The following is a 23389-nucleotide window of genomic DNA, read 5'->3' on the forward strand; positions in this document are numbered from 1 at the left end:
ATGCGCCTGACCGCCCCTCTTCTTTCTATCGCCGCCATCGCACTCGGCGCCTGCGGCGCAGCCGACAGCGAAGTCATCCGCCACAAGATTCCCGGATCGGACTTTCCGATCCTTCTGGCTGTCGAAGTCCCGGCCGATGCGACATTGGTTTATCTGAGTGGGGCTGGCCCTGCCGTTACGGATGAGACAGCCGAACCGAGAACACCTGCAGCCTATGGCGACATCACAACCCAGACCGAAACAACGCTGGCCGCGATTGAAACCCGCCTCGAAGGCCTTGGCCTGACCATGAGCGACGTCATCAAGATGCAGGTCTACATTGTCGCGGCACCGGGTGAAGACTCGCTCGATTTCGGCGGCTTCATGGAAGGCTATGTAAAATATTTCGGCACCGAAGAGCAGCCCAACCTGCCGACCCGTTCGGTGTTCGAGGTCGCTGGTCTTGCCAATCCGGGCTGGCTGATCGAAATCGAGGCCGTCGCCGTCCGCGATTGAGCCTTTGCATTCCGGCGCCTGCAAGCGCCGGAACATGCCTTCCGTGCGGCTGCTTGCCCCTACGCAAGTCATTTCCTTGAACGTGAAGGCATGTATGATCCCCAAAAATAAAATTGGGGAGAAACATGCACTACGCAGAACTTCTGAAAGCGCGCGAAGAACTGACCGGACCAGGCGGTGACTTCGAGATCGTTGAAGCCGAAGTGCTCGGCAAAAAGCTTCGCGTGTACAAGAATGCCCCGCCAAGCATTCGTGAATTCTGGGCGTCCACCAAGCAATTCGCAGACCGGACCTATCTGATCTATGAGGGCGAACGCCTCACCTACGCCGAAGCTCATGAACAGGTAAACGCAATCGCCGCCTGGCTATTTGACCAGGGCGTCCAGCCGGGCGACCGGGTCGCCATCGCGATGCGCAATTACCCGGAATGGCTCCTCATCTATTGGGCCTGTACGTCTGTCGGGATCACAGTCGTCGGCATGAACGCCTGGTGGACCGCCGAGGAAATGGTCTACGCGCTGAAAGACTCCGAACCCAAAGCCCTGTTCCTCGATGCCGAACGGCTCGAACGGGTCCGGGACCGGCCGGATCTCACCGGTTCGATGAAAATGGTTGGTGTCAGAATCCCTGACCTGCCGGCCAACGTGACGCCCTGGAGCGAAGTCATCGCTCATGGCGGTGACATGCCGGACGTCACGGTCGACCCGGACTCCGATGCCTGCATCTTCTATACATCTGGCACGACCGGCTTCCCCAAGGGCGCACAGCTCACTCAGCGGGGTTGCGTCGCCAATCTCATGAACATGATGTACGCATCGGCATCCACAGCGCTCGCCACACAGAACGCGACGGGTGTCGCTCCTCCGGAAGATCCACCGCCGCCTGTGTCCTTGCTGACAACGCCTCTTTTCCACGTAACCGCCAACAATTGCGGTGCGTACGCCACCACCGCGGCCGGCGGCGCCATCGTTCTGATGTATCGTTGGGACGCAGGCGAAGCACTCAAGATCATCGAACGCGAAAAAGTCAGCAGCCTGGGCGGCGTGCCGGTCATGGCAAGGGAGCTGATCAACCATCCCGATTTCGAAAAGACGGACACATCGAGCCTCGCGCAACTGTCGGGCGGCGGCGCTCAGGTGCCACCCGACCTCGTCCACAAGATCGAATCGGCTATCTCAACAGCCCGCCCCGCCACCGGGTACGGCATGACGGAGACATGCGGGATCATCACGTCCGTGTCCGCTGACTTCTTCGTCGACAAGCCGGACAGTGCCGGCCCGGCCATGCCGAACTTTGAAGTCAAATGTGTGGATGAGCTTGGCGACACGGTCGCACCCGGCGAACTCGGTGAACTCTGGGTCAAAGGGTCTTCCGTCATCAAGGGCTATATCAATCGGCCGGAAGCTACGGCTGAATCGATCACGGATGGCTGGCTCCACACCGGCGATATTGCGCGTATCGACAAGGATGGCTTCATCTTTATCGTCGACCGCAAGAAGGACATGGTCCTGCGGGGTGGGGAAAATGTCTACTGCGCCGAAGTCGAATCGGTCGCCTACCGCCACCCCGCCATCGCCGAGTGCAGCGTCTTCGGCGTACCGGATGACAGGCTGGGTGAAGAAGTCGGTATCGCCATTGTGTTGAAGCCGGGCGAGAAACTGACCGCAGACGAGTTCCGCGAACACTGCGCCAGCATCATGGCGAAACACAAAGTGCCCCGTTACGTCTGGTTTCTCGCGGATGCCCTACCCCGCAATGCCAGCGGCAAATTCGTCAAACGTGACCTGCGTGACCGCCTCAGCGCAGAACTCCAGAGCGCGGGCCATTAGTCCCGGCACCATGACCCTAGGGCGGCGAAGGCTTCGCCGCCCTAGATCAACTTGCGCCGCAATTTCGCAGCCAACGCATCCAGCGCCAAGACCGACAGGAAGATGATCAACAGGATCGTCGCGACATGATCATACTGGAACATGTCGTACCGGCCCTTCAGCTCCTGTCCGATGCCGCCTGCCCCGACCAGACCAATCACCGTACCCATACGGATATTACGGTCCAGGATATAAAACGTCAGCGCCGTATAGCTCGGCAACACCTGAGGCAGCACAGCCAGGCGAAGAACGGCGAAGTCCCCCGCTCCGGTCGCCCGCACGGCGTCCTGAGGCACCTTGTCAGCCGCCTCGATTTCCTCGGCAAAGAACTTGGCCAGAAAGCCGACGCTGTGCAGCGCCAATGCCAGGATGCCCGCGATCGCCCCAAACCCGAAGGCCAGCACCAGGAATAGCGCACTGATCAATTCAGGCACGGCACGCAGGAAGGAAATAAAGCTGCGGGCCAATGCGTACAAAGCCGGATGCGGCGTAAAGTTCCGCGCGGCAATCCATGCCATCGGCAGGCTCATCAATACAGCAAACAGGCTGGCCCAGATGGCCATCTCTACCGTTTCCAGCATCTTTCCGAGGGTGAAGACCAGGTAGCCCACAGGCTCAACAAGGAAGGTTTTTTCCACCGTCTTTGTGGTCATCTGCATGGTTTCAGGATCCAGCACGGACTCGTCCACCCGTTCCGTTTCGAGATGTGAGAACATTGGCAAGTGCGCCGGGTCGAAGCCGTCTATCATCGAGACAGGCGTCCGCTCAGCGATTGCGATCGGATACATTTGCTGGGTCACGCTTCCGATGCCGCGACCGATCTGAGAGGACTCCTTCAGGCCGACACTTGCCTGCAGGAACTCCCCCAGCTGGCTGGACAGTCTGTGCAGTTCCATGCGGTGGGCAGAAACAGACAGAAGCAAAAAGGCAACGACGACAGCAAGGACAGTCTTCCAGTCAAAGGCGGGCTTCACCTGCCAGTGAGCGGCACCCGAGGGCCGGGTTGATGCGGACTCCGACATGTCAGGCGACCGCCATGGACGGCGCGAAGGTTTCACGTCCGGTGCCGAAGATGCGGGCGAGCACATCCGGGCCGAGTTGGCCGGGTGTCCCGTCAAATACGATCTTCCCCTTGCGCAATCCGATGATGCGATCCGCATAGGTGCGCGAGAGGCTGATCTGGTGCAATGAGCAAAGCACCGCGACACCTTGTTCTTTCGCGGTGCGACGAAGAAGATCCATCACCTCCTGTGCAGTCTGGGGGTCCAGACTGGCGACCGGTTCGTCTGCCAGGATCAGCTTCGGTCCATTAATCAGCGCACGCGCGATTCCGACTCGCTGCTTCTGTCCGCCGGAGAGGCCACTGGCAGGACGGTTCACATGTCCTTCTTCAAGACCGACCCGCGAGAGCAGCTCGCATGCCTTGTCCTGAACATCCTTCGGATATGCCTGAAACAGCAAACGCCAGACCGGCAGGCCGGGCGCCGTACCAGCCATGACGTTCTGTGCGGCTGTCAGACGTGAAGACAGGCCGAAATCCTGATGCACCATGCCGATTTCGCGACGCGAACGGCGTATCGATTTTGGCGTGAGAATTGTGCCACTTATGTCGATCGTTCCTGCGTCCAAAGGAACCAGCCCGATAATTGAACGTAGCAGTGTCGTCTTCCCCGACCCCGAAGCCCCGAGCAGAACGCAGAAGCTGCCCGGCTCAATCCTGAGCGATACACCGTCAAGAACAGTCGGCCCGGCCGGATAGGCTTTGCGTGCAGCGTCGACTGTCAGCACCGCATCAGGTGCTTGCGAATGAGAAGGCGTGCTGGTCATCTCGGTCTGCTCCACCTTCGGGTCAGGAACCAGACTTACGTAAGACGGCCGTTTGGTAGTCTGTATCGATAAAGCCGATTGTACCGGCCATCGCTTCGAACAACGCGTCGGTAGCGTCCGTATTGTAGCGGTCCACCTGTTTGCCGCCATAGCCACGGATCGATTCCGGGCGAATGCCGGGTGTGCGATGAACGTTACCAAGGGACGACTTCAGCAATTCCTTCACTGACTCCGGCAGCCCTGGGTGCATCGCGATGGGCGGGTTCGGAATGGGATCCGATTTGATCAACAATCGGAACTCGGATGCGTTCAAGCCGCCTTGATTCACTGCCCGCTCAAACGAAATGAAAGATGCCCCGGCCGCATCAACCAGACCATTCTGCAAAGCCAGCAGGCTGTTCGCATGGCTGCCCGTAATCCGGATCGCGCCAAGATCGCGGAGCGGATCGATACCGGCCTTTGACAACATCGCCAGCGGATAGGAAAAGCTGCTGGCCGAGTGCTGAGATCCGAGCGCGATGGACTTGCCGCTCAATTCATCCGGCGTATCGATGCCGGACGCCTGAGACACGAAGATGCCAGCATAGTAAGTCGAACTTCCGTCCCGCTCCTCAATCGCGAGCAGGTCGGCACAACCACGCCGGTGCGCCTCGACATATGACACCGGCCCAAGCCAGGCAATCTCCGCCTGACCAGCGCACATCCCCTCGATGACCGCGGCATAGCTTTGCCCGGTCTGGACATCGAAATGAATGCCGCTGGTGCGGGTAATGGCGTTAAACAGGGGAACGAAATCCGCCTTGGTGCCATCCTCCGTGCCGCCGTCAGCAGGTATCAACAGCACACGGAGCGGGCTGGCAGCTGTGCCGCTACGCTCGGCTTTTGCCGGAAGGCCGGTAAGGCACAAGCCGGCCAGGACAACCAGGAGCACTACCAGACGCATGTCGGACCCTTCTCCACAGCCGGGCAGCACCACCTTGTGCGCCGCAACAAAACTCAACGCTGTCGATACCAGCAGCTTGTGACATTGGTATAACGGAGCGCGTGGGTTCTTGACGTTTCTTGAACTTAATTCAATTAGTGTGAAACCTAGCTTAGGAAGCATTCAATGTCTGAGAGCAAGCCCAAACGCAAAAGCGCAACCAAAAAGCGCGGCGACGTTCCGATCGTGGACAATGTCATGACCCGCATCCGGATTCGCCACCCTTCGCTGGGCCCCAGCACGCGCTCGATTGCCGACTACATTCTGGAGAACCCGCGCCAGGTGGTCGGAATGTCCGTTACCGAACTCGCCGAGGCCACAGGCGCGAGCGATGGCAGCGTCATCAACCTTTGCCGCCAGCTGGATCTGTCCGGTTTCCAGCAACTGAAGCTCAGCCTCGCCCAGGAAGTCGTCCAGCCCGTCCAGTTCATTCATGAAGACCTGCAGCCGACCGACACGACCCCAACCGTTTGCCGGAAAACCTTCCATGCCGGCATTCAGGCCCTGCGCGACACGCTCTCCATTCTGGATGCGGACGCCGTCGACGAAGCCGTCAAAATCATCCGCGCCGCGGACCGTGTCGAAATCTACGGCATCGGATCCTCCGCCCCGATAGCGGAAGATGCGCAATACCGCATGCTACGGATCGGGATTGACGCCAAGGTCGTTGTCGATAGTCATATTCAGGCAATCAGCGCCTCACGCACAGGTCCGAAAGTGGCGGTACTGACCATTTCTCACTCGGGGGCGACACACGAAACGCTGGCGGCAACCCGCCTCGCCAAAGAGGCTGGCGCGAAGACGATTATCGTCACAAACTTTTCCAGCTCGCCTCTCCAGGCCTATGCCGATGTGAAACTGTTCACGATGGCCCGCGAAACCAAGTTCCGGACCGAGGCCATGACCAGCCGTATCGCGCAGCTTTGCGTCCTCGACGCGTTGATCGCCGCGCTTGCGCTCGCCGACTATGACCGCGCCACCGATACACTGAAGAAAACATTTGATGTTTTGTCTCTCAAACGTTTCTAGAAGCTGAAATCCCGCGCCAGGGCCTCCAGGACACCCGGCTCATCCGCGCGGACCAACAAGGAATGCATTCCCAATGCCTGGGCACCGGCCAGGTCTGTCGCAGGATTGTCCCCCAACATGACGACCTCTTCCGGCGCAAGATCGAGCGCCCGGCACGCCTTGAGATAGAGGCCAGGCTTTGGCTTGCCGACAACCTCCATATCAACCGCATCAAGGTTTACGCATGACCCGAGTGCGGAGAGAAGCGCACCGGTTTCCGGCTTGATCCGGCCCTCGGCGCCGGGGTGAGTCAGGTCCGGATTGGCAACGATCAGGCGCGCGCCTTTCCGAAGCGCATTCGCCGCTCTCTCCAGGCGGCTATAGCTAAAGCGCGTATCCCGCAGCAGGACAACGATTTCAGCCTCGTCCCGATTCAGGCGGATGCCGGTATTCCGCGCGACAGCCCGCATACGTGGATGCGCAAGAACCATCACGTCGACCTGTCCGGCCATTGCCGCCCGATCGATAGCCTCGACACCCGCAAGCACGACCTGTTCCCGCCGCATGACAATCCCGCTCCGAGAAAGAATTTCTAGAAAATCATCTACGGTGTTGGAGGAATTGTTCGACACGATCACCGTGCGGGCGTGATGCGCCGTCAGGAAAGCAGCTGCCGCCTCGGTCAGCTGATTGTCGATGGCGCAGCAGCCATCCCAGTCCACAAGGAAGCCTCTCGCCACTTGCATTGCACTCGTAATCTCGGCCGACGAGGCGGGCAAAAAGCCATGCGCCATGTATCTTACTCCAGAGCTCATCCCGTTGTTTGAATTTTTCTCAATTACAAACCGTGGTTGAAGTAAATACTATTCATACCAATTTTATTCAAAGTTCACAGAAGTGTTGCGATGGCTGTCTAAATCGGCGGCGTGGCGAGCACGGCCTGCCCGGCCGTCTGCGCCCGGCTCGCCGATGTCCGGCGGGTGATGGGGTTATATGGAGACACCAGCCATGAAACAGAAATTGAAAAGCAGTGTAAAATTCTGCTTTAGCGCACTGATGGCGTCGACCGTCATTCAGGCTGCGATTGCCGAACCGGAGCCGGACGAGGGGGATACACGCCGGCTTGAAACCATTCGCGTTGAAGGCCAGGCTGTCGATGCTCTGACGTCTGACATTGCTGTCGACTTTGCGGAATTCGGCACACAGGTCCAGCTGATCAGCTCTGAAGAGATCGAAACCGGCGGCTTCACCAATTTCGGCGAGCTCGCCTCAGGCCTGATCCGCGGTGCCAACATCGGCTATTCGCCGGATGAAGGCGAATTCACCATCCGTATCGACGGCGGCACCGACCGGGACACGCTGCTCCTCGTCGATGGCGTTCCCTACTTTGACCGTTCATCTCCGCTGGAAGACCTCTGGCCTGCAACAGCCATTGATCCGCGCATGATCGATAGCGTCGAAGTCTATCGCGGCGGTAACAGCCTCTATTTCGGTTCCAATGGTGGCCTCGGCGTCGTAAGCGTTCGCACCAAGGAACCAGACGGCACGACCAAAGGCCAGTTCGGCGTATATGCCGGTGCTTTCAAGACCCGTGAAATCTACGGCAATATGTCCTTCCCGCTCGACAAGGCAGGCAAGCACTCAATTCTCGTGTTTGGCCGCTCCTATGAGACAGACGCTCACGAGCTGTTCAGCAAGGAAGCCTATGGCGACAACGTGCTGGCGCTCGGCGGACGCCACGAGTTCCCGTACAGCTACAACAGCCTCGGCGCAAAATATCTGTGGCAGATCGGACCCGATACGGAGTTCCGCGCCGGCGCAACCTACTCGACCATCGACTTCCGCGATTCCTTCCCGCAGAGCACGGTGTTCCAGCCGAACTTCACCGAGTTCCCGATCTACAACGCCTCCTTCAAGCACCGCTTCAGCGACAAGCTGAAGATCGACCTTGAAGCGCACTACCAGGACCCGCAGCTCAAGAACAACGAGATCGACGCCCGTATCTGCCAGATCCCGCGTCTCGGCGACCTGCCGGCTGACATCCAGGCGATTGCGGCAAATCAGGGTATCACTGATTTCTCCACCGCGGCTGCGTATGAGGCGTTCGCCGCTTCGGTGCCGGGCCTTCCGGCTGGCTGTGTCACCAACCCATACGGTAGCGCAGGCAGTGCCGGCGATGACAACTGGAACGGCGGCAGCAGCTTCTACATCAACCAGGACCCGGACAGCCCGTTCTACGGCCAGCCCTACGGCACCGTAGACAATCCATTCCCGATCGGCGCACCGATTGGGTACGTCGTCCAGTCCACTGCCTCATTCGGCGACGGCGGTCTCACCAAGGGCTTCGGCACGACCGACCAGCGGGAGTCCGGCTATGTCGACTATGGCTTCAATGCCCGGGCGACCTATACGCTGAACGACTACGTCGAAATCGTCGCCGGTGTTCAGAACACCAGCTACAAAGACAATTCCGACGACTCCTTCGGCGTGCGGGACGTGAAACTGACCAGTACGGGCGTCTATGGTGACTTGCGCTTGTCCCTGCCAGTTCTGGAAGGCTTCAGCGGCTCGTTCGCGGCCCGCCAGGACTTCAACGACAATTTCGACGACCAGTCTGTCTGGAAAGTCGGCCTGCGTCAGAACTTCGGCCGCGGCCTCTATGCGCGCGGATCGGGCGGTACATCCTACAGCCTTCCAAAGATTGATGAAATCGGTGCCTTCGGTGCAGGTGCGAACATCAATCCGGGGCTGCAGCCACAGGAAGTCGATGCGTTTAACGTTGGGGCGGGGATCGATGGTGACATCTTCGGCGGCACGTATAACGTCGAACTCGGCTACTTCGAGACAGACATCAAGAACCTGTTCTCCAGCCGAGCTGTCGGTGCGGTTTGTCTGGAATACGCAAACGATATCGCCAATCCGCTGTTCAGCAATTTGACGAACGACACGGCTGCGATTGAACAGAACCGCCGGAACATTATTGCACCGGACGATTTCTGCGGCACCGCAGCAAGCGGCCTCGCCGATCCAGGGGAATCTGTCGCCGTCAACGCACTGGCAAACCAGGATATCAAGGGCTTCACCATCGACGTCGCGTTCGACTTCGACAAATGGCAGGCAGACTTCAGCTACACCGACATGGAATCGCTGGAACCGAACCCGGTTTACGGAACGCTGGCACGCCTGGACGGCACATCGACCAATCTCGATTTTGTCATCCCCGGAAAGGCTGGAAGCTCCGAACACCGTCAGTCTGGCGAACGTCCGGAGTGGACACTGTCGGGCCTCGTCACCTACACGCCTAACGACAACTGGGTGTTCTCGCTGAACCCGCGCTGGCAGGGACCGGAATGGGCCTATGCCGGGACCAGCCTGGCTCGCCTCGTCGATGCAGATGGTAACCGCGTCGTAGACGACATGAACTTCGGCGACTATTTCGTTCTCAACGGGTCGGTTCAGTACTTCATGGGAGATCAGAAGCAACACCGCTTCCTGATCCGCGGCGTCAATCTGCTTGGCGAAGACTATTTCGAGCGCGCCTCCGGCGGGTCAACCTACACGCGTGACCGGGCCGTTGTCCGGGGCGAGATCGGCCCGAACGACAGCGCTTACTACAGGCAGTATGGCTGGAACGGGAAACCGAGATCCTTCTGGATCCAGTACGAATACTCGTTCTAACCACACTCAGGACCCGGCCAGTCATTCCCCGCTGGCCGGGTCTCCCTTGTTCTCTGGGGCTGGCAGGTATCGTTGACACTTCCGCCAGTGCGGCCTCTCTCACCAATTATAAGTCCCGCGCACAAACCAGGTTCCGCCAGTGAAACCAAATGGCGCAAACGTGTTGTACATGTTCGAACCGCTGGTGGGCGACGGCTCCCTGATGCGCTCAGGATATGTATTGAAAAGATTGTTTGCCCCGGCATAGACCGTAAAATTTTCGGAAAGCGCATAGCCGAGTTCGAGGCCTGCAATCCATTCCGGATCGACATCATAATCCGCATCCGGATTTATCGCGTTTCTCACAACATAACGGCCAAACCGCGTCGCACGGACGTTGGTCCTGAACCGACCGTGATCCCAATCCAGACCAAGCGCAATCTTCGAATCCGGTATTGTGTCCGTCAGAGCCCCTCGCTTGCCCCGGTCAAACAGCTCGATATTCCCTAGAGATTCCAGCTCCGGAGGATTGTCGACAATGCCACGAACGTCCGTTTCGTTTCTGTTGACGCCGCCTATAAATCTGAAATCTCCATAGGCTGTTCTGGCCTGGTACGTTGCCACAATATCGAGCCCCCGGGTGCGCGTGTCGATGGCATTCGTATAGTATTGGCCGCTTATACCGGATGAGAGTCCGCTGGCACCAAGCAGCGCCTTCACCTGATCGCCTATTTTTGTGACACCATCTGCCGACAGATGGGGATCCAGAGGTGAAAATGTGGATGTCACGACAATCCGGTCATCCAGTTCGATCTGATAGGCATCCACCGTTACGGAGAGATTTGAATAAGGCGTCAGCACAAAGCCGATGCTCGAATTCCTGGACGTCTCTGGCTGAAGCGGAGAAGCCCCCAGTGCCTGTGCGGCAACAGAATCCACAGCAAGATTCTTGAGAAGCAGAAGCTCGGCAACCCCATCGCCATCCAGATCGCGGAACTGGCTCGTCGTCGAGGAATAGGCCTGCTGCGCCAGAGACGGCGCCCGGAAGCCCGTATTGTATGAGGCGCGAAGCGCCAGCCAGTCGTTGATGGCGTAGCGGCCTCCCACCTTGTAGATCAATTCGTCACCCGCCGCGTCGTCAAAATCCTCATATCTGAGGGCCGCATTGAGGAACAGGCTTTCCGACGGGCTCCACCCCAGTTCGGCGTAGGCGCTGAGGTTTGACCGCTCCACGCTTCCCGCATCATCCGGCCGAAAGCCCGGCGTAGCTTGCGCGCCCGGAGCCAGACGTTCACCTGCATGTGGTTGTCCGGCCGGCCGCACATAGTCTCCCGCAATCCAGCTGGCTTCGTCTCCTGCTTCCACCTCGTACGTCTCAAACCGGTGCTGCAGGCCGAAGGATGCCTGCAGCGTGCCCTGGCTGCCAAGCTCATAAAGTTTCGTCACGTCGAGGGAGCTGATCCATTCCGACGAGATCAGGCGGCCGATCTCAAATCGTGTCGGGCTGGACGGACCAAGACTGGCATTCAGGCTGTTGGAATTTTCCCAATCGGTATTGTTCGAGCCGAAACTGAAAGAAAGGTCCCAGGCCCAATCATTGGCTGCTTCGCCTCGCAGACCGGCGGCCAATTCAAAATCGTCTTCCTCAATCGTCAGGCGCGGCCGGAAACCATCCGGATAGACCTCCGGCAACGACACGTCCCGGTTGGGTGCCCGAAACGACCAGTTCAGCTCAGACGTTCGCATCCCGTAGGTTCCAAAAGCATAGACTTCGGCACCCGCGGTCTCATATGAAAAATTCCCACCGAAGATGTGCGACGTCTGAGGGAACGCCCCATAGTTCTGCGTAATCATTCGCTCAATGGTCGCTTCTCGTGGGTCCCGCTCTCCGCCAGGCAGCAAGGGATAAAGATTGATCCTGTCAGAGATCGGGACGGCCCGGTTGGATTCCTCCCGGCTCATGAAATTGTAGAACAGGTTCAAGCGCCCTGACCGCCCGACAGACGTGCCGCTATTGACTGAAGCGGTAAAGAACTCACCATCGTTGCGATCAAAATTCTGTCCGGCGCTGATCGTGACTTCATCCGCATCCGGGTCATCTTTCAGAATGATATTGATCACGCCGGCGATCGCATCTGAGCCGTATTGCGCTGCTGCGCCGTCTCTTAAAACTTCGATCCGGGCGATTGCAGACGACGGAAACATGTTCAGGTCGACACCCGCCGCTCCGTTGTAAAGCGAGGACACCGAATTGATAAGTGCGGTTTTGTGTCGGCGCTTTCCATTCACCAGAATAAGTGTGTGATCGGGGTTCAGGCCACGCATACCACCACTTGCGATAATGGCTGCCGTCCCACCTCCGCCACGGGTCGGCATATTGAAGGACGGGATCAGGAAGCGGACGGATTCATAAATGCCTGTCGGGCTGCCCTGCTGAAGGTCCTGATAGGTGAAGACATCGACAGGTGTGGGACTATCGATAACGGACCGCGGGGCGCCTCGGACGCCGGTCACGATAACCGTATCCTGAGTGCTCTCCCTGTCGTCGGTGTCCATCACCTGAACAAAGGGGGCCATTGGTGGAGACCGTTCCGGCGCCCGCGCCTGAATGGGAGTCTTCGATGGTGGGGGCTGAACATCGTCCGGCACGGCCTGTTGCAAGGTCAGCGCGCCATTCTCCAGTTGCTCAGCCTCAAGTCCCGTTCCCTTGAGAAGCACATTTAGCGCTACTTCGTGATCCAGATGACCAAGGACAGTGTGGGATCTCTTCCCTTCAAGCATGCCCGAGGGCACCACAATCACGACCTTGGACTGCTTCGAGTACTCCATCAAAGCGTGCGCAAGCGGCTGAGCCTCGATCCGGTAAAATGGCGCGTCGGTATCTGCAGGATCAGAAAATGCGTAAGGGGCCTGCAGGAAAAACAGGGACACCACGCCAGCAAGGCCTGCTCGACTGAGCGGACTTCTGACCTTTGGCATCCCTTACTCACCCCTCATATTTCGAAAAGGTTTCGAACTGCCCGGTCGACATGCCCGCAGCGCCGCTGCACCGAAGACGTCTGGAAAAGGCACGACGACAAGAAGCTGCGAACCATCCCTGATTTGAAAATATGTCAGTCAGGCTGCAGGAACGCACCACTCCCAAGCCGGCATCACACCAAACGCCAGCATCACGCGCGGAAAACGCGCGCCTTTGTCCATGTTTTTGTCAGGGTGTTCCAGGCGGACTTAACTGGCCGGAAGGAAGATCACTTTTGACGGATCGCTGCGATCTATCGACAGTGGATAGGACGCTTCCAGTGCGTATAGAAACTGGTCGACATTTTCAGCACCGAACGCGGCTGTCACACGCACACGGCGCAGCTCTGCGTCCGAGAAGACGAAATTCCGGTCATCATAGCGATGGAGGTCCGCAATAATGTCGTCGAGACTGACATCCTCGTACGCCAGCCAGCCGGTACGCCAGCTGGCGGCCTTTTCAGGATCGATCGTCTCAATCAGGCGTTGGGTCTCGCCGATCGTCGCAGTGACCTTGTCACCCGCCGTGAGAACATCTTTGGCAACAGTACCGTGTCGCTTCTCGGTCGCTTCCGGATCCTGCGCCTTCATCACTTCGACGACGCCTTCAACGACCGCGACCATGACCGACGCAGAAGACTGCCGTACATCGAACTGCGTTCCCACGACCCGAACAAGGCGATCACCCGCCTGAACGTAGAATGGGTGCGCCTTGTCCGGCGCCACATCGAAGTATGCTTCCCCCTCCTCCAGCACGACCGTTCTCAGGCCGTCTTCGAACTTGTAATCGATCCGGGATCTCGCCCCGAGGGTCACGACCGTTCCATCTGGCAGTTCCACATCGCGGATCTCGGCGATCCGGGTTTCGATGGCCGGCAAATCGACCGTCTGAAATCCGGCGTCCGGCACGGGTCTCTCATAAAGCGACACCCCGATGGTCGCAGCCAGGGCGAATGCGGCGGCCATGACGCCGCCCGTCAGGGACCGGAATGTGAACGACGACCGCTTAGGTGCGGTGTCCGTCAGGAGGGCCGGTTCGGACGGTCCGCTCTGCGCGCCTTCCGGTGCACCGCAAGGCATGCCCAAGTCCATCATGATCTGCTCATAGTCATGATAGGCAATGGCATGATCGGCGTCCGCGGCGAGCCATGCCTCGAACTCCGCGAGCTTGTCAGCCGTGGCGTCCCCCGAATGGAGATACACGGCCCAGGACCGTGCCTGCGCCTCCACACGTTCGGTGTGGCCTTTGTTTTTATTGGAATCTGGCCGTACCAAACTCAAATTTTCCTCCCGAACCGCTAGCGCTTCAACGCTTGCGACAGACTGGCGAGCGCCTTGTCCATTTGCCTGTAAACATCGCCATAGGACCATCCCGTTTCGTTCGAAATCTGCTGGTAAGTGTAGTTGTACCGCCGCCGCAAAGTCAGGATAACCTGTTGCTTGTGCGGCAATGTCTGGAACACTTCATTGATGACTTCAAAACGCTCTTTCTCAATAAGGACGCGCTCGGGGGACAAATCATCCAATTGAGGACCAGAATTTTCAGCGAGCACTGCCTTTGCGTAGTCCAGATGGCGGCCTGACCGGCGTTTCTGGTCCAGAATAATGTTGCGAGCCGTTACCAGAAGAAAAGCCCGCGGGTTCCGCACCCGTTGCGGTTCTTCCAATGCAGCGAAGCGAATGAACGCTGCCTGCACGGCATCTTCCGGCTCCGGAGGCCCAGCCCCGAACATACGCCGCAGGTGTCCACACAGGTCCTGCCAATAAACGCGGTAGAGCTGCTCAAAGTCTCCTGAGCCGTTTACAGCCAGCGGTGTCCCGGCGCTCATCGCGTCGGGCTTCGATGCCAGGGACTTCGTATTGGACTTGCTCAAAACCCTGCTCGCACTTCAACACCCACCCCGCGCAGCCATCCTGAGGATACGGAAAGAGACAAGCGAGATGGAGGCGAGCTACGGCCAAATGACTGAATGTGCGCAGATGTAGAGCAAGAAGTCTGTCCGAATGCGAAAAAAGCATTCCCTCTCGATCTCTGCACCAAATTGCATTCGACTGATGCCCCCAAAGAAAAGCGGCCCATTCCCGCAATCTTGCGAAGAACGGGCCGCTCCCAATGGTTGATTGCCTGGTTCTGCCTCAACCTTTAATCGGGCGTGACGTAAACGATTTCTCCGTTTTTCATCACTTCGCTGACGCTCAGAGTATTGGCTATATCGGCAAGCGGGTCTGCATCCAGGATCGTGATGTCGGCAAGATAGCCTGGCGCGATTTGCCCAAGCTGATCACCGACACCGATCGCTTCGGCGGCCTGGCTCGTGGCCAGTTTCAACACGGTGGCATTGGAAACGCCTGCGCCGGAATAGACGGCAAGTTCGTCGTGCAGGGATGCCCCGTAGGGTACAAAGGGTGAGTCCGTACCCGCAACAAGCTTACCGCCATTATCGATGATTTTCACGAGCGCGTCCTGTCCAGCCTGGACGAACTCAGGCCCTGCCCGCTTGCCCATGGCCAGTGTAGGCGTGACATACATTCCCGACTGGGAAATCAAGGCAATCACATCCTGATAGGAATATCCGTTCAGAGAGCTTTTAAGGGAGTATCCACGTCGGCTGGTCGCGCCGAAATGTTCCATCTGGTCCACACCGTTCGCGACAGCAGGATACAATTCATGTCCGGTCACCGGAATGCCGGATTCATGCGCAAGTTCGATCACCGTTTTCTGAACTGTATAGTCCTGACGGACATAACTCTTGTAGAGATCGAGTTTGAGCTCTGTTGAGAGACGAACGGATTCCTTCGCCTCCTCAACCGTCCCAACCGTTTCAGAGACACCGTAAGAAACACGCGCGCCTTCGTTCAGCGGACCCGCCGTGAACACCCGCGGTGCAGACCGGCGGCCCGCGTCAGCGGACTCCCTGCGCTCAACCGCGTGATAGGGGTCATCACCGGTTTCGCGTACCGTGGTGATTCCATACTTGAACCAGATATCGCCAAGTGCCTTGCCTTGAGTAATCGATTGGTGGGTATGGCTTTCGATGAGTCCCGGAATAACATATTGGTCCGACGCGTCGACAAGCGTTCCGACAATGTCGGCAGTACCCGCAGGCTCGATCGAGCTGATCACGCCATCTTCCACTACGATATCGACATTCTCCAGATATTCGCCTGCGGCAACATCCAGCATGTGCCCAGCTCGAATGGTATAGTCTTCTTCCGGCATATCGCGATGCCATTCCGGCTTGATATCAAGCGTGCTCGTCTCGCCTGTGCTCCGGTCGAACAGCATGACGTCGGCCCCATCGATATAGATCAGCTTACTGCCGTCTGCCGACCAATTGGGATTTTCCCCTGCCTCAGCAACCAGAGTTGCTTCGCCAAGGACTCCGTTTGCTGTCAAAGGCGCCATGTAGAGTGCCCCCTTGAACCGGTAGACAATCATGCCGTCTGACGACCAGGCCGGACGGTTCCACTGCCGGCGTCCGAGAGAGGCATCCATACCTTGCGGTGCCACCCACTTTGTTTCTCCGTCACCGGAAGCGGGCATCAGGAACAGGGCATTGTATCCCTCGCGGAACCTGTTGGTTTGCGGCAGTCGGCTGACAACAAGAACGGTTTCTCCATCGTCCGACCATGCGGGCGGGCTCGGGCCGAAGATCGGTTCTGAAATCGTGGTCTCGTCACCCGTCGAAACATCGATGACGTTCACTGTCGCGCCGAGGAAAATGGTGATGAGCGCATCAGACAAATAGGCAATACTTGACCCGTCGGGAGACCAGACAGGCGAATTGGTCGGACGCGGGCTATCTGTCAGCTGGGTGAGTTCACCCGAAGCGACATCCATCAACCAGATATCGGCTTTTCCGCCACGGTCACTTACAAATGCAATAGTAGAGCCATCAGGCGACCAGCTGGGCGACATGTCGATAAAGTCGTCATCCGTCAGCTGCGTTGTTTCCCCGCTCGCAAGGTCCGAGATCCACAGGTCACCAACTGCCGTGAGGACTGCGCGCGTGCCATCCGGAGAGAGCGTCGGATCGATTACGCCAAGAGCAGGCTGGGTATCCGTCGACGTAAGATCGTAGGTGCGGCGTTTGTAAGGAGTCCGGTCCAGCTCCACACTGGCAGAGAATGCAATATTGGTCGGCTCCGCCGCCCCCGGAGCAAGGACGTTCACTTTGCCATCAGCCGTGTAAAGGACCGAACCATCCGAAAGGACCGACGGCCGGAAGGCGAAAACATCCCCGCCTTCCACCAGGACATTGGCATCCGAACCGTCCGGGAATGCCTGCGCAACCCGGCCCTCGCGGCCGACCAGGCCGGCGATGTAGAGAGACTCTCCATCAGGGGCCCAGACCGGTGCCCCCAGCGTATTCGCGGTATATGCGACAGAAAATGTCTCTTCCGCGCTGACATCCCGGACGACAAGTGCGTCCATCTGGCCGTCAATCACAAAAGCGAGCTTTGAACCGTCTGGCGACATGACCGGGTAAACAGCATTGCCGAAGCCCCTGAAATAAGGCGTCAATGGCGTCTCGTAGCCGGTCTCGTCCGCAACGGTCAGTTGGGTCGGTTCCGCTCCGCCCTCCAGCGGCAGAGACCATACCTGGTACCCCCCTTCAGTATCCGCTGAATAGAGCAGGCTTTTGCCATCGGGCGTGAAGGTTGGATACCGGGCATCGGAAGGCCCGAAGGTCCGTTGGGTAAGGTCCGAACCATCTGGCTTCATCGTCCAGATCGTGAATCCATTTTCTGCATAAGTATAGAATGCGATCAGGGCCCCGTCCGGAGACCAGACCGGCTCGTGGGAATCCATTTCCGCAGGCGTCAGAGCCGTTGCTTCGCCACCGGCAGCCGGTACCGACCAAAGAACACCCTGAAGGGCAAGGATGAGCGTGCTGCCGTCGGGCGACATCGCCGCCGACATGTTCGTCCCTTCCGTCATGACGACATCAATGAGCACAGGCTCGGTGACTGCGGCCTCCACCTTACTTTTAGCCTCAGGGGGCTCACCCGGACTGCTGCAGCCGACGACAAGTGCAGAGGCAAACGCAAGCACTGCTCCCGCTGACTTCAATCGCATTTTGTAATTCACGTGGATCGCTCCCTATCCAAAATTTCAAACCCGTTGTTTTCGTAAGTTCACAGACATATTCATATCTTACCAGCCCGCCGCCATCGCCATTCGGCGCGGATCGGCCCCAGCCATAACGGCGCCGTTGTCATAGCTCCGCACACCCTGGATGCTCCCAATGGCATATGGCCCGACATAGTCCGCTGTGTGCCCCATCGCCCGCAGACCTGAGAGGCACTGTTGCGAGAATCTCGATTCAAGTTGCAGACGGCATTTTGCGCCCGGCAGGTAAAAATTCGGGTCTGCTTTTACGGCAAACCTTGGGGCCTCAATCGCTTCCTGGATTCCCAGGCCATAGTCGACCAGGCTCATCAGGACCTGAAACTCGCTCTGCCCGATCGTCTCCCCGCCAGGCGTTCCAAATGCCGCCCAGAGGCGCGCATTATTCATGACCACCACTGGAGAGTTGTTGAGAATGGGGATTTGCCCCGGTGCAACAAAATTGACGTTGTCCTCATAAGGTGAGGTCGAGCCAAGCCGCATGCCATTGTTCAGAAGGAAACCGGTATTGCCAGCAACGACACCGGCCCCAAACCCGCCGCCCAGCGTGGTTGTCACGACGATGGTATTCCCCTCTTCGTCCACGACCGTGAGGCTGGTGGTGTCGCTGAAACGGGCTTCGTCGTCGGGTGTCCGCTTCGCAGATGCCGGAGGCGCGGGGGCAGATGGGTCATAGCGCCGGAAGTCAGTGACATTGGGAAACGGCAAAGCCAGCGAAGGGTCGATCATGGCGCTGCGGTCTTTAGCGTACGCTTTGGACAACATCGCCGAGACCGGAACCTCTGCATACTTCGGATCCGCCGCATAAGCATATATGTCTGCCTTGGCGTGTTTAATTGCCTCCGCCTGCAGGTGCAGAAGTTGGGCGCTTCCAGGCTTCAGACCTGATACATCAAAGCGCTCGATAAGATTTGCCTGCATGCAGACCTCGAGCCCCCCACGAGATGTGGGCGGCGTCGAATAAACCTCATACCCCCGGTATGTTGTTTTAACAGGATCGGCCCACTCAGCCTTGTAAGCAGCGAGATCGGCCTTCCTCAACCACCCCCCGACCGAGCGGAAGAATCGATCAAGTTCGTCTGCGATTGGCCCGTTGTAGAAATATTCCCGCGCGGCGAGCAATGCCGTATCGCGGTCACCGCCGCCCACCAGGACTTTCTGTTCTTCCGCAACAAGCGATTCAAATGTTTTGGCCAGGTTCTCATTTGTCAGCATCTGACGTGGTGCGGGGACCCGCCCGCCCGGCAGGAAAACCTCCGCCGTTGTTGGATGCATTTGCAGGCGCCCCTGCATGTATTCGATAATCCTGGCGATAGACGGGTCGATCGGATGGCCGTTTCTCGCAAGATCGATTGCGGGTGCAAACACATCAGCGAGCGAAAGGCGTCCGTGCTGACGAAGCAGTTCGATCCATCCATCGAACGCGCCAGGCGTCGTCGCAGCTTTCACACCCCAGTCAAACGCGCTCGGGTCGCTCTTGGGATCAAGGGCGAGCGGCGCAGCCCCGCCGAACTTCAGTGCCTTCACCTGTCCGTTTGGTTTATCGTAAACGGTGGCGAACCCGTTGCCAGCGATACTGGAAGCCCATGGCTCAACGAGATTGAGAACTGCCATCGTGGCAACCGCAGCATCACCGGCAGCGCCCCCTTGCATGAACATGCGCAGGCCCGCCGAAGCAGCGAGCGGGTGTCCGGCGCTGACAACACCGTGGGGCCCCGGCGTCTCCACACGATGTGAGGCAACGTCGAGATCTCCGCTTTCCGGGGCATCTGGTGGCGTGGGCGGCTCTGAAACTGAAGCCGTTGAACTGTCTGGCTCTACGGGCGAGACACATGCAGCCGCGACGCCACTCGCGGCAAGCGCCCCAGCAGTCAGGAAATGGCGTCGGTCCAAACCGGCGGCAGCTGCCTCAACGGGCTCGTCGCGCTCGACGCACTCTCGCTCATCTTGCTTTTTCATAACTTCTGAAACCCTCCCTCAACAGTCCAACCTCAACTTCTACAGCCTGTTGTTGCAATTAAGCCAAATGAAATCGGAGACGGCCTGATTGCAAGAGCCAGCCTCCCGGGTTGGAAGTCCGGGGTGACGCGGTTGCGCCACCCCGAATTCCATTCTGAGGCTAATCCTTGTTAGAAGGATTTTTTCACGTTCACGTACCAATAGCGCGGAAGCGGCTGGTACAAGGACGAGAGATAGCCGTAGGTATCAGCCAGCGGCGGGTCTTCATTAAACGCGTTCCGCACACCAACTCGAATGGCAGTCCCATCGGTCCAGGCATCATTCTCGACAGTGTACTGGCCGTAGAAATTCCACGTCGTGTGGTCTTCAATCGGCCATGGACCGTAGCTCGTGCTGCTCACTGACGTCTGGAATACTTGGCTCGTGTATTGAGAGAACGCTCCAAACTTCCAGTTCGCGATGTCGTACGACATTGACATGGAGTACTTCCATTCCGGACGCCCGTCTTCCCGGATCAGGCTACCACCACCAGTGACGGTGACGTACGGGTTCACCGTTCCATCATCCAGCCCGGCGAGAATTGCGGCCGCTTCGTCTGTCGGGCTCTGGTAGTAGGTGTTCAGATAAGTCGCGTTGACGTTCATGGAGAGGTCACCCGGACCGACTGGAACATCCCAATAAGCGCCGTAGTCGATACCCTCGACCTTGAGTGCCGAGAGGTTGGTAAACCGGGCCACCACGTTGACCACGTCTCCCACAGGATCGTAGCCCGTGCCTGCAAAGTCAGCAATTTGCTGAGGCGTTGGGTCAGCGCGGATCACATTCGGGTTCGAGCTACCCTGCAGACGCAGGAGGTAGTCATACGACAGTGCGACCGAGTCATTCAGCAGGCCGATCGGGTTCTTTTGCTCAATGCTCCAGAAATCCGTCGTCAGCGTCACAGTCCCGAACTTTTCCGGGATGAACTGAGGTTCGAACACCACGCCATAGGACGAGCTTTCCGACTCTTCCGGTTCCAGATCGGAGTTACCAGAGCGAAGGCTGGCGACCGTCACACTCAGTGTTGCACATTGGCTGAAGTCGGTAATCCGGCCTTGGCTGAGAGCTGCCTGGCACTGGATATAGTCCGGATACCCATTGACGCGTTCCAGAAGTGGCGTGTTGACCACTTCGAGGTTCGGCGCCTTGAAGCCTTCCGACCAGGAACCGCGGAACCGCAGACCATCAATAACGTCCCAGGATGCCGACACTTTCGGTTTCGAGACTGAGCCCACGTCCGAATAGTCTTCATAACGGGCCGCTGCCTGGAGATCGAGCGCCTGGACGAATGGAATGTTCATCTCAGGAGAAACCAGCGGCACCGCGACTTCAAAGTAAGCCGAAGACACGTTCCGGCTACCTTTGACATCAGGTGACGGGCTATGCGTCATCAGGCTGGATGCCGACACGAGATTGCCAGTGATTTGATCATAGTAAGGCAGTGAGCCGTCCTGGTGCGGGTCGCGATCGTCATGGTACGTCTCGCGACGGAATTCGATGCCGCCCGCAAAGCCGATGTCACCCGCCCAGATCGAGAACAAGTCGGGCTTCGAGACCTTGAAATCAGCAAGCGCCAGCGTGGTCTTGTTTTCCCGAACCTGGGTGATGCGGAAACTGTCGATGGTTTCCGGGGAGTTACAGCTTGGCCCGCCAACCGATGGCGTTCCCGGAATACCACCACAGAACGGATTGTAAGCCGTGGCATCCGTTCGGTTGATGGCTTGCTGATAAAGCCGGGAATCGTAACCGTCGGCCGAGTCGGTGACGATCGCTTCGTTGTACAGGATCGCAGAGTCCCAATCCCATCCGAAGGCATCGCCTTTGGCGCCGACCAACAGTCTCGTCTGTTCATTGTCGACATTAACTGTACGCGTGCCGGCGTCCACAGCGCTGTAGGAGTTGATCACCAGGTCCAAGCCTTCATTTGGCACATTGGCGCTCAGACCATCAATACGGTTGGCGGACCCAACGGGTCCCAGCGGGTTCCAGTAAGCATCCGCCGCAATGTAAATCGGTCCGGATCCCAGCGAGCCCGTGGAACCGACCACGGCCTCTGATTCTGCCGTGTAGTATCCGACTTCACCGTAAAGCCGAAGGCTGTCGGACACGTCATAGTTGGCGAAGCTGAACATGTTCAGTCGGTCAACCGCTGGCAGCATGGTCAGCGTATCAAAAGTCGCCATCTGATCGTTGCGCATATCTCTGTACGCAGATGTAAAGATACTGCCAGCGCCGTAACAGATGCTGTCGCCAACATCGTAAGGACAGCCAGCCCCGAACCCTTCCGGCTGGACATGGAAAGTGCCGGCAGCATCCGTAAACGATGTGCCGTCAGCACTGATCTGGCCGATGGAGGTGTCGACCGGCGTAAACTGGCCCCACGGACTGGTGAACGTAGACCGATTGTCCCAGGCGACACCTGCCCAGTTTGTCCCGTTCGTGAGTGGCCGCATATCGGCAATGTTGGTGTAATCCTGATCCGAGCGCAGCAGGGAATCCCGGGTCGTGCCACCAAGATAGATAGAGATATTGCCCTTACCATTGGCAAAATCTGTCCCGTAGAGCATGTCCGCGGTAAATTCCTTCAGGTTCGTCCCTTCCGCCATGCCGTATTGAAGGTTCACGTCGAAACCTTCGAAATCGGACCGAAGAACATTGTTCACAACGCCTGCAACAGCATCCGAGCCATAAAGAGCTGCCGCACCGTCTTTCAGAACCTCAACCCGCGCCAGCCCCTGAACCGGAATGGCATTGATGTTGTATCCGAAGACAGGCGTCTGATTGTCGGTCTGCGAGGTCGGGTGAACGACCGTACGGCGGCCATTGAGCAGGACCAGAGTGTTGCCTTGCGCGAGCCCCCTCAAACTGACTGTAGAAACGTCCCCCCGTGCGGCGTTGGAGTTCGCACCACCGAGATACGTTCCATTAAAGGTAATATCGCCGGCCGATGGAATGGTACGGAAAAGTTCTTCTGCGGATACGGCACCGGTCGCGTCGATTTCATCTGGCGACACAACCGAAACCGGGAGGGCACCTGATACTTTGGCACCAGCAATCTGGGAACCAAGGATCAGAACCTTCTCCATCTGGGCCGTGTCGTCTTCGGATTGCTCCTGGGCCAATGCTTCCAGCGAAAGCACGCTGAATAATAGTGCACCGGTTGACACCGTCATGGCACATCGCCGCATGAACCGTCCCGGCTTCGCAACGCGCGCGGTGCCGTTCCCGTACATCGACCCGTCTTTTTCTCTGGATTTCATTTCTCGCTGACTCCTGAGCTTTTGTTTTCCCGCAAGTCCCCGCATTGCCGACAGACCCCCTGCCGGACATTCGCGCATCTCTTGCCCCACTGGCGCGCCGGAGCGCGACCAGAACTAAGTTAATCTGTGTTTGGATCTTTTTATG

14 protein-coding genes are annotated in these 23389 nt (G+C 58.2%); 4 read left to right on the plus strand and 10 right to left on the minus strand.

From position 1 onward, the window contains the following. Both HAD_RS17495 and HAD_RS17500 read left to right on the plus strand, forming a co-directional pair. Positions 1–495 (plus strand): RidA family protein, encoded by a 495-nt coding sequence (locus tag HAD_RS17495; protein WP_035574118.1) that lies wholly within the window; start codon positions 1–3, stop codon positions 493–495. Between the two features lie 125 nt (positions 496–620). After that, positions 621–2324, plus strand: a complete 1704-nt coding sequence (locus HAD_RS17500) for a class I adenylate-forming enzyme family protein (protein WP_035574120.1) — start codon at positions 621–623, stop codon at positions 2322–2324. Positions 2325–2365: 41 nt separating this feature from the next. On the opposite strand, the gene phnE is transcribed toward HAD_RS17500, so the two are convergent. The 3 genes from phnE to HAD_RS17515 are packed head-to-tail and all read right to left on the minus strand — an operon-like array spanning position 2366 to position 5133. After that, positions 2366–3385 (minus strand): phosphonate ABC transporter, permease protein PhnE, encoded by a 1020-nt coding sequence (phnE, locus tag HAD_RS17505; protein WP_084332051.1) that lies wholly within the window; start codon positions 3383–3385, stop codon positions 2366–2368. 1 nt (position 3386) lies between these two features. Further along, a complete protein-coding gene (locus tag HAD_RS17510) occupies positions 3387–4190 on the minus strand; it encodes a phosphonate ABC transporter ATP-binding protein (RefSeq protein ID WP_084332052.1) in 804 nt (267 codons plus the stop codon). 22 nt (positions 4191–4212) lie between these two features. Further along, positions 4213–5133 (minus strand): phosphate/phosphite/phosphonate ABC transporter substrate-binding protein, encoded by a 921-nt coding sequence (locus tag HAD_RS17515; protein ID WP_035574121.1) that lies wholly within the window; start codon positions 5131–5133, stop codon positions 4213–4215. A gap of 165 nt (positions 5134–5298) precedes the next feature. Here HAD_RS17515 and HAD_RS17520 point away from each other — a divergent pair, with 165 nt between their 5' ends. Continuing rightward, positions 5299–6201 carry a MurR/RpiR family transcriptional regulator gene (locus HAD_RS17520; protein ID WP_035574123.1) on the plus strand — a complete coding sequence of 301 codons (903 nt, stop codon included), beginning with the start codon at positions 5299–5301 and terminating at the stop codon, positions 6199–6201. Here the strand turns inward: HAD_RS17520 and HAD_RS17525 are convergent. After that, complete coding sequence (locus tag HAD_RS17525) at positions 6198–6974, minus strand: HAD-IIA family hydrolase (protein WP_051596463.1); 777 nt, start codon at positions 6972–6974, stop codon at positions 6198–6200. The two genes, HAD_RS17520 and HAD_RS17525, sit on opposite strands and share 4 nt — an antisense overlap. Positions 6975–7188: 214 nt before the next feature. Here HAD_RS17525 and HAD_RS17530 point away from each other — a divergent pair, with 214 nt between their 5' ends. Further along, positions 7189–9858, plus strand: coding sequence for a TonB-dependent receptor plug domain-containing protein (locus HAD_RS17530; RefSeq protein WP_035574193.1), 2670 nt, complete (start codon positions 7189–7191; stop codon positions 9856–9858). A gap of 99 nt (positions 9859–9957) precedes the next feature. On the opposite strand, the gene HAD_RS17535 is transcribed toward HAD_RS17530, so the two are convergent. The 6 genes from HAD_RS17535 to HAD_RS17560 form a co-directional block, all read right to left on the minus strand. Continuing rightward, positions 9958–12816: a TonB-dependent receptor gene (locus tag HAD_RS17535; RefSeq protein ID WP_035574126.1), complete on the minus strand. Its 2859-nt coding sequence runs from the start codon at positions 12814–12816 to the stop codon at positions 9958–9960. 249 nt (positions 12817–13065) lie between these two features. Then, positions 13066–14136: a FecR family protein gene (locus HAD_RS18285; RefSeq protein WP_162177535.1), complete on the minus strand. Its 1071-nt coding sequence runs from the start codon at positions 14134–14136 to the stop codon at positions 13066–13068. Positions 14137–14153: 17 nt separating this feature from the next. Beyond that, positions 14154–14729 (minus strand): RNA polymerase sigma factor, encoded by a 576-nt coding sequence (locus HAD_RS17545; RefSeq protein WP_084332055.1) that lies wholly within the window; start codon positions 14727–14729, stop codon positions 14154–14156. A 269-nt stretch (positions 14730–14998) separates the two neighbouring features. Beyond that, positions 14999–17839 carry an amidohydrolase family protein gene (locus HAD_RS17550; RefSeq protein WP_035574133.1) on the minus strand — a complete coding sequence of 947 codons (2841 nt, stop codon included), beginning with the start codon at positions 17837–17839 and terminating at the stop codon, positions 14999–15001. 174 nt (positions 17840–18013) lie between these two features. Next, the gene (locus HAD_RS17555) at positions 18014–19945 is read right to left on the minus strand and encodes a gamma-glutamyltransferase family protein (RefSeq protein ID WP_051596466.1); all 1932 of its coding nucleotides are present in this window, start codon (positions 19943–19945) and stop codon (positions 18014–18016) included. A gap of 170 nt (positions 19946–20115) precedes the next feature. Further along, positions 20116–23244, minus strand: a complete 3129-nt coding sequence (locus HAD_RS17560) for a TonB-dependent receptor domain-containing protein (RefSeq protein ID WP_206741297.1) — start codon at positions 23242–23244, stop codon at positions 20116–20118. Between the last annotated feature and the right edge of the window lie 145 nt (positions 23245–23389).

Source organism: Hyphomonas adhaerens MHS-3 (assembly GCF_000685235.1).
Lineage (GTDB): Bacteria > Pseudomonadota > Alphaproteobacteria > Caulobacterales > Hyphomonadaceae > Hyphomonas > Hyphomonas adhaerens.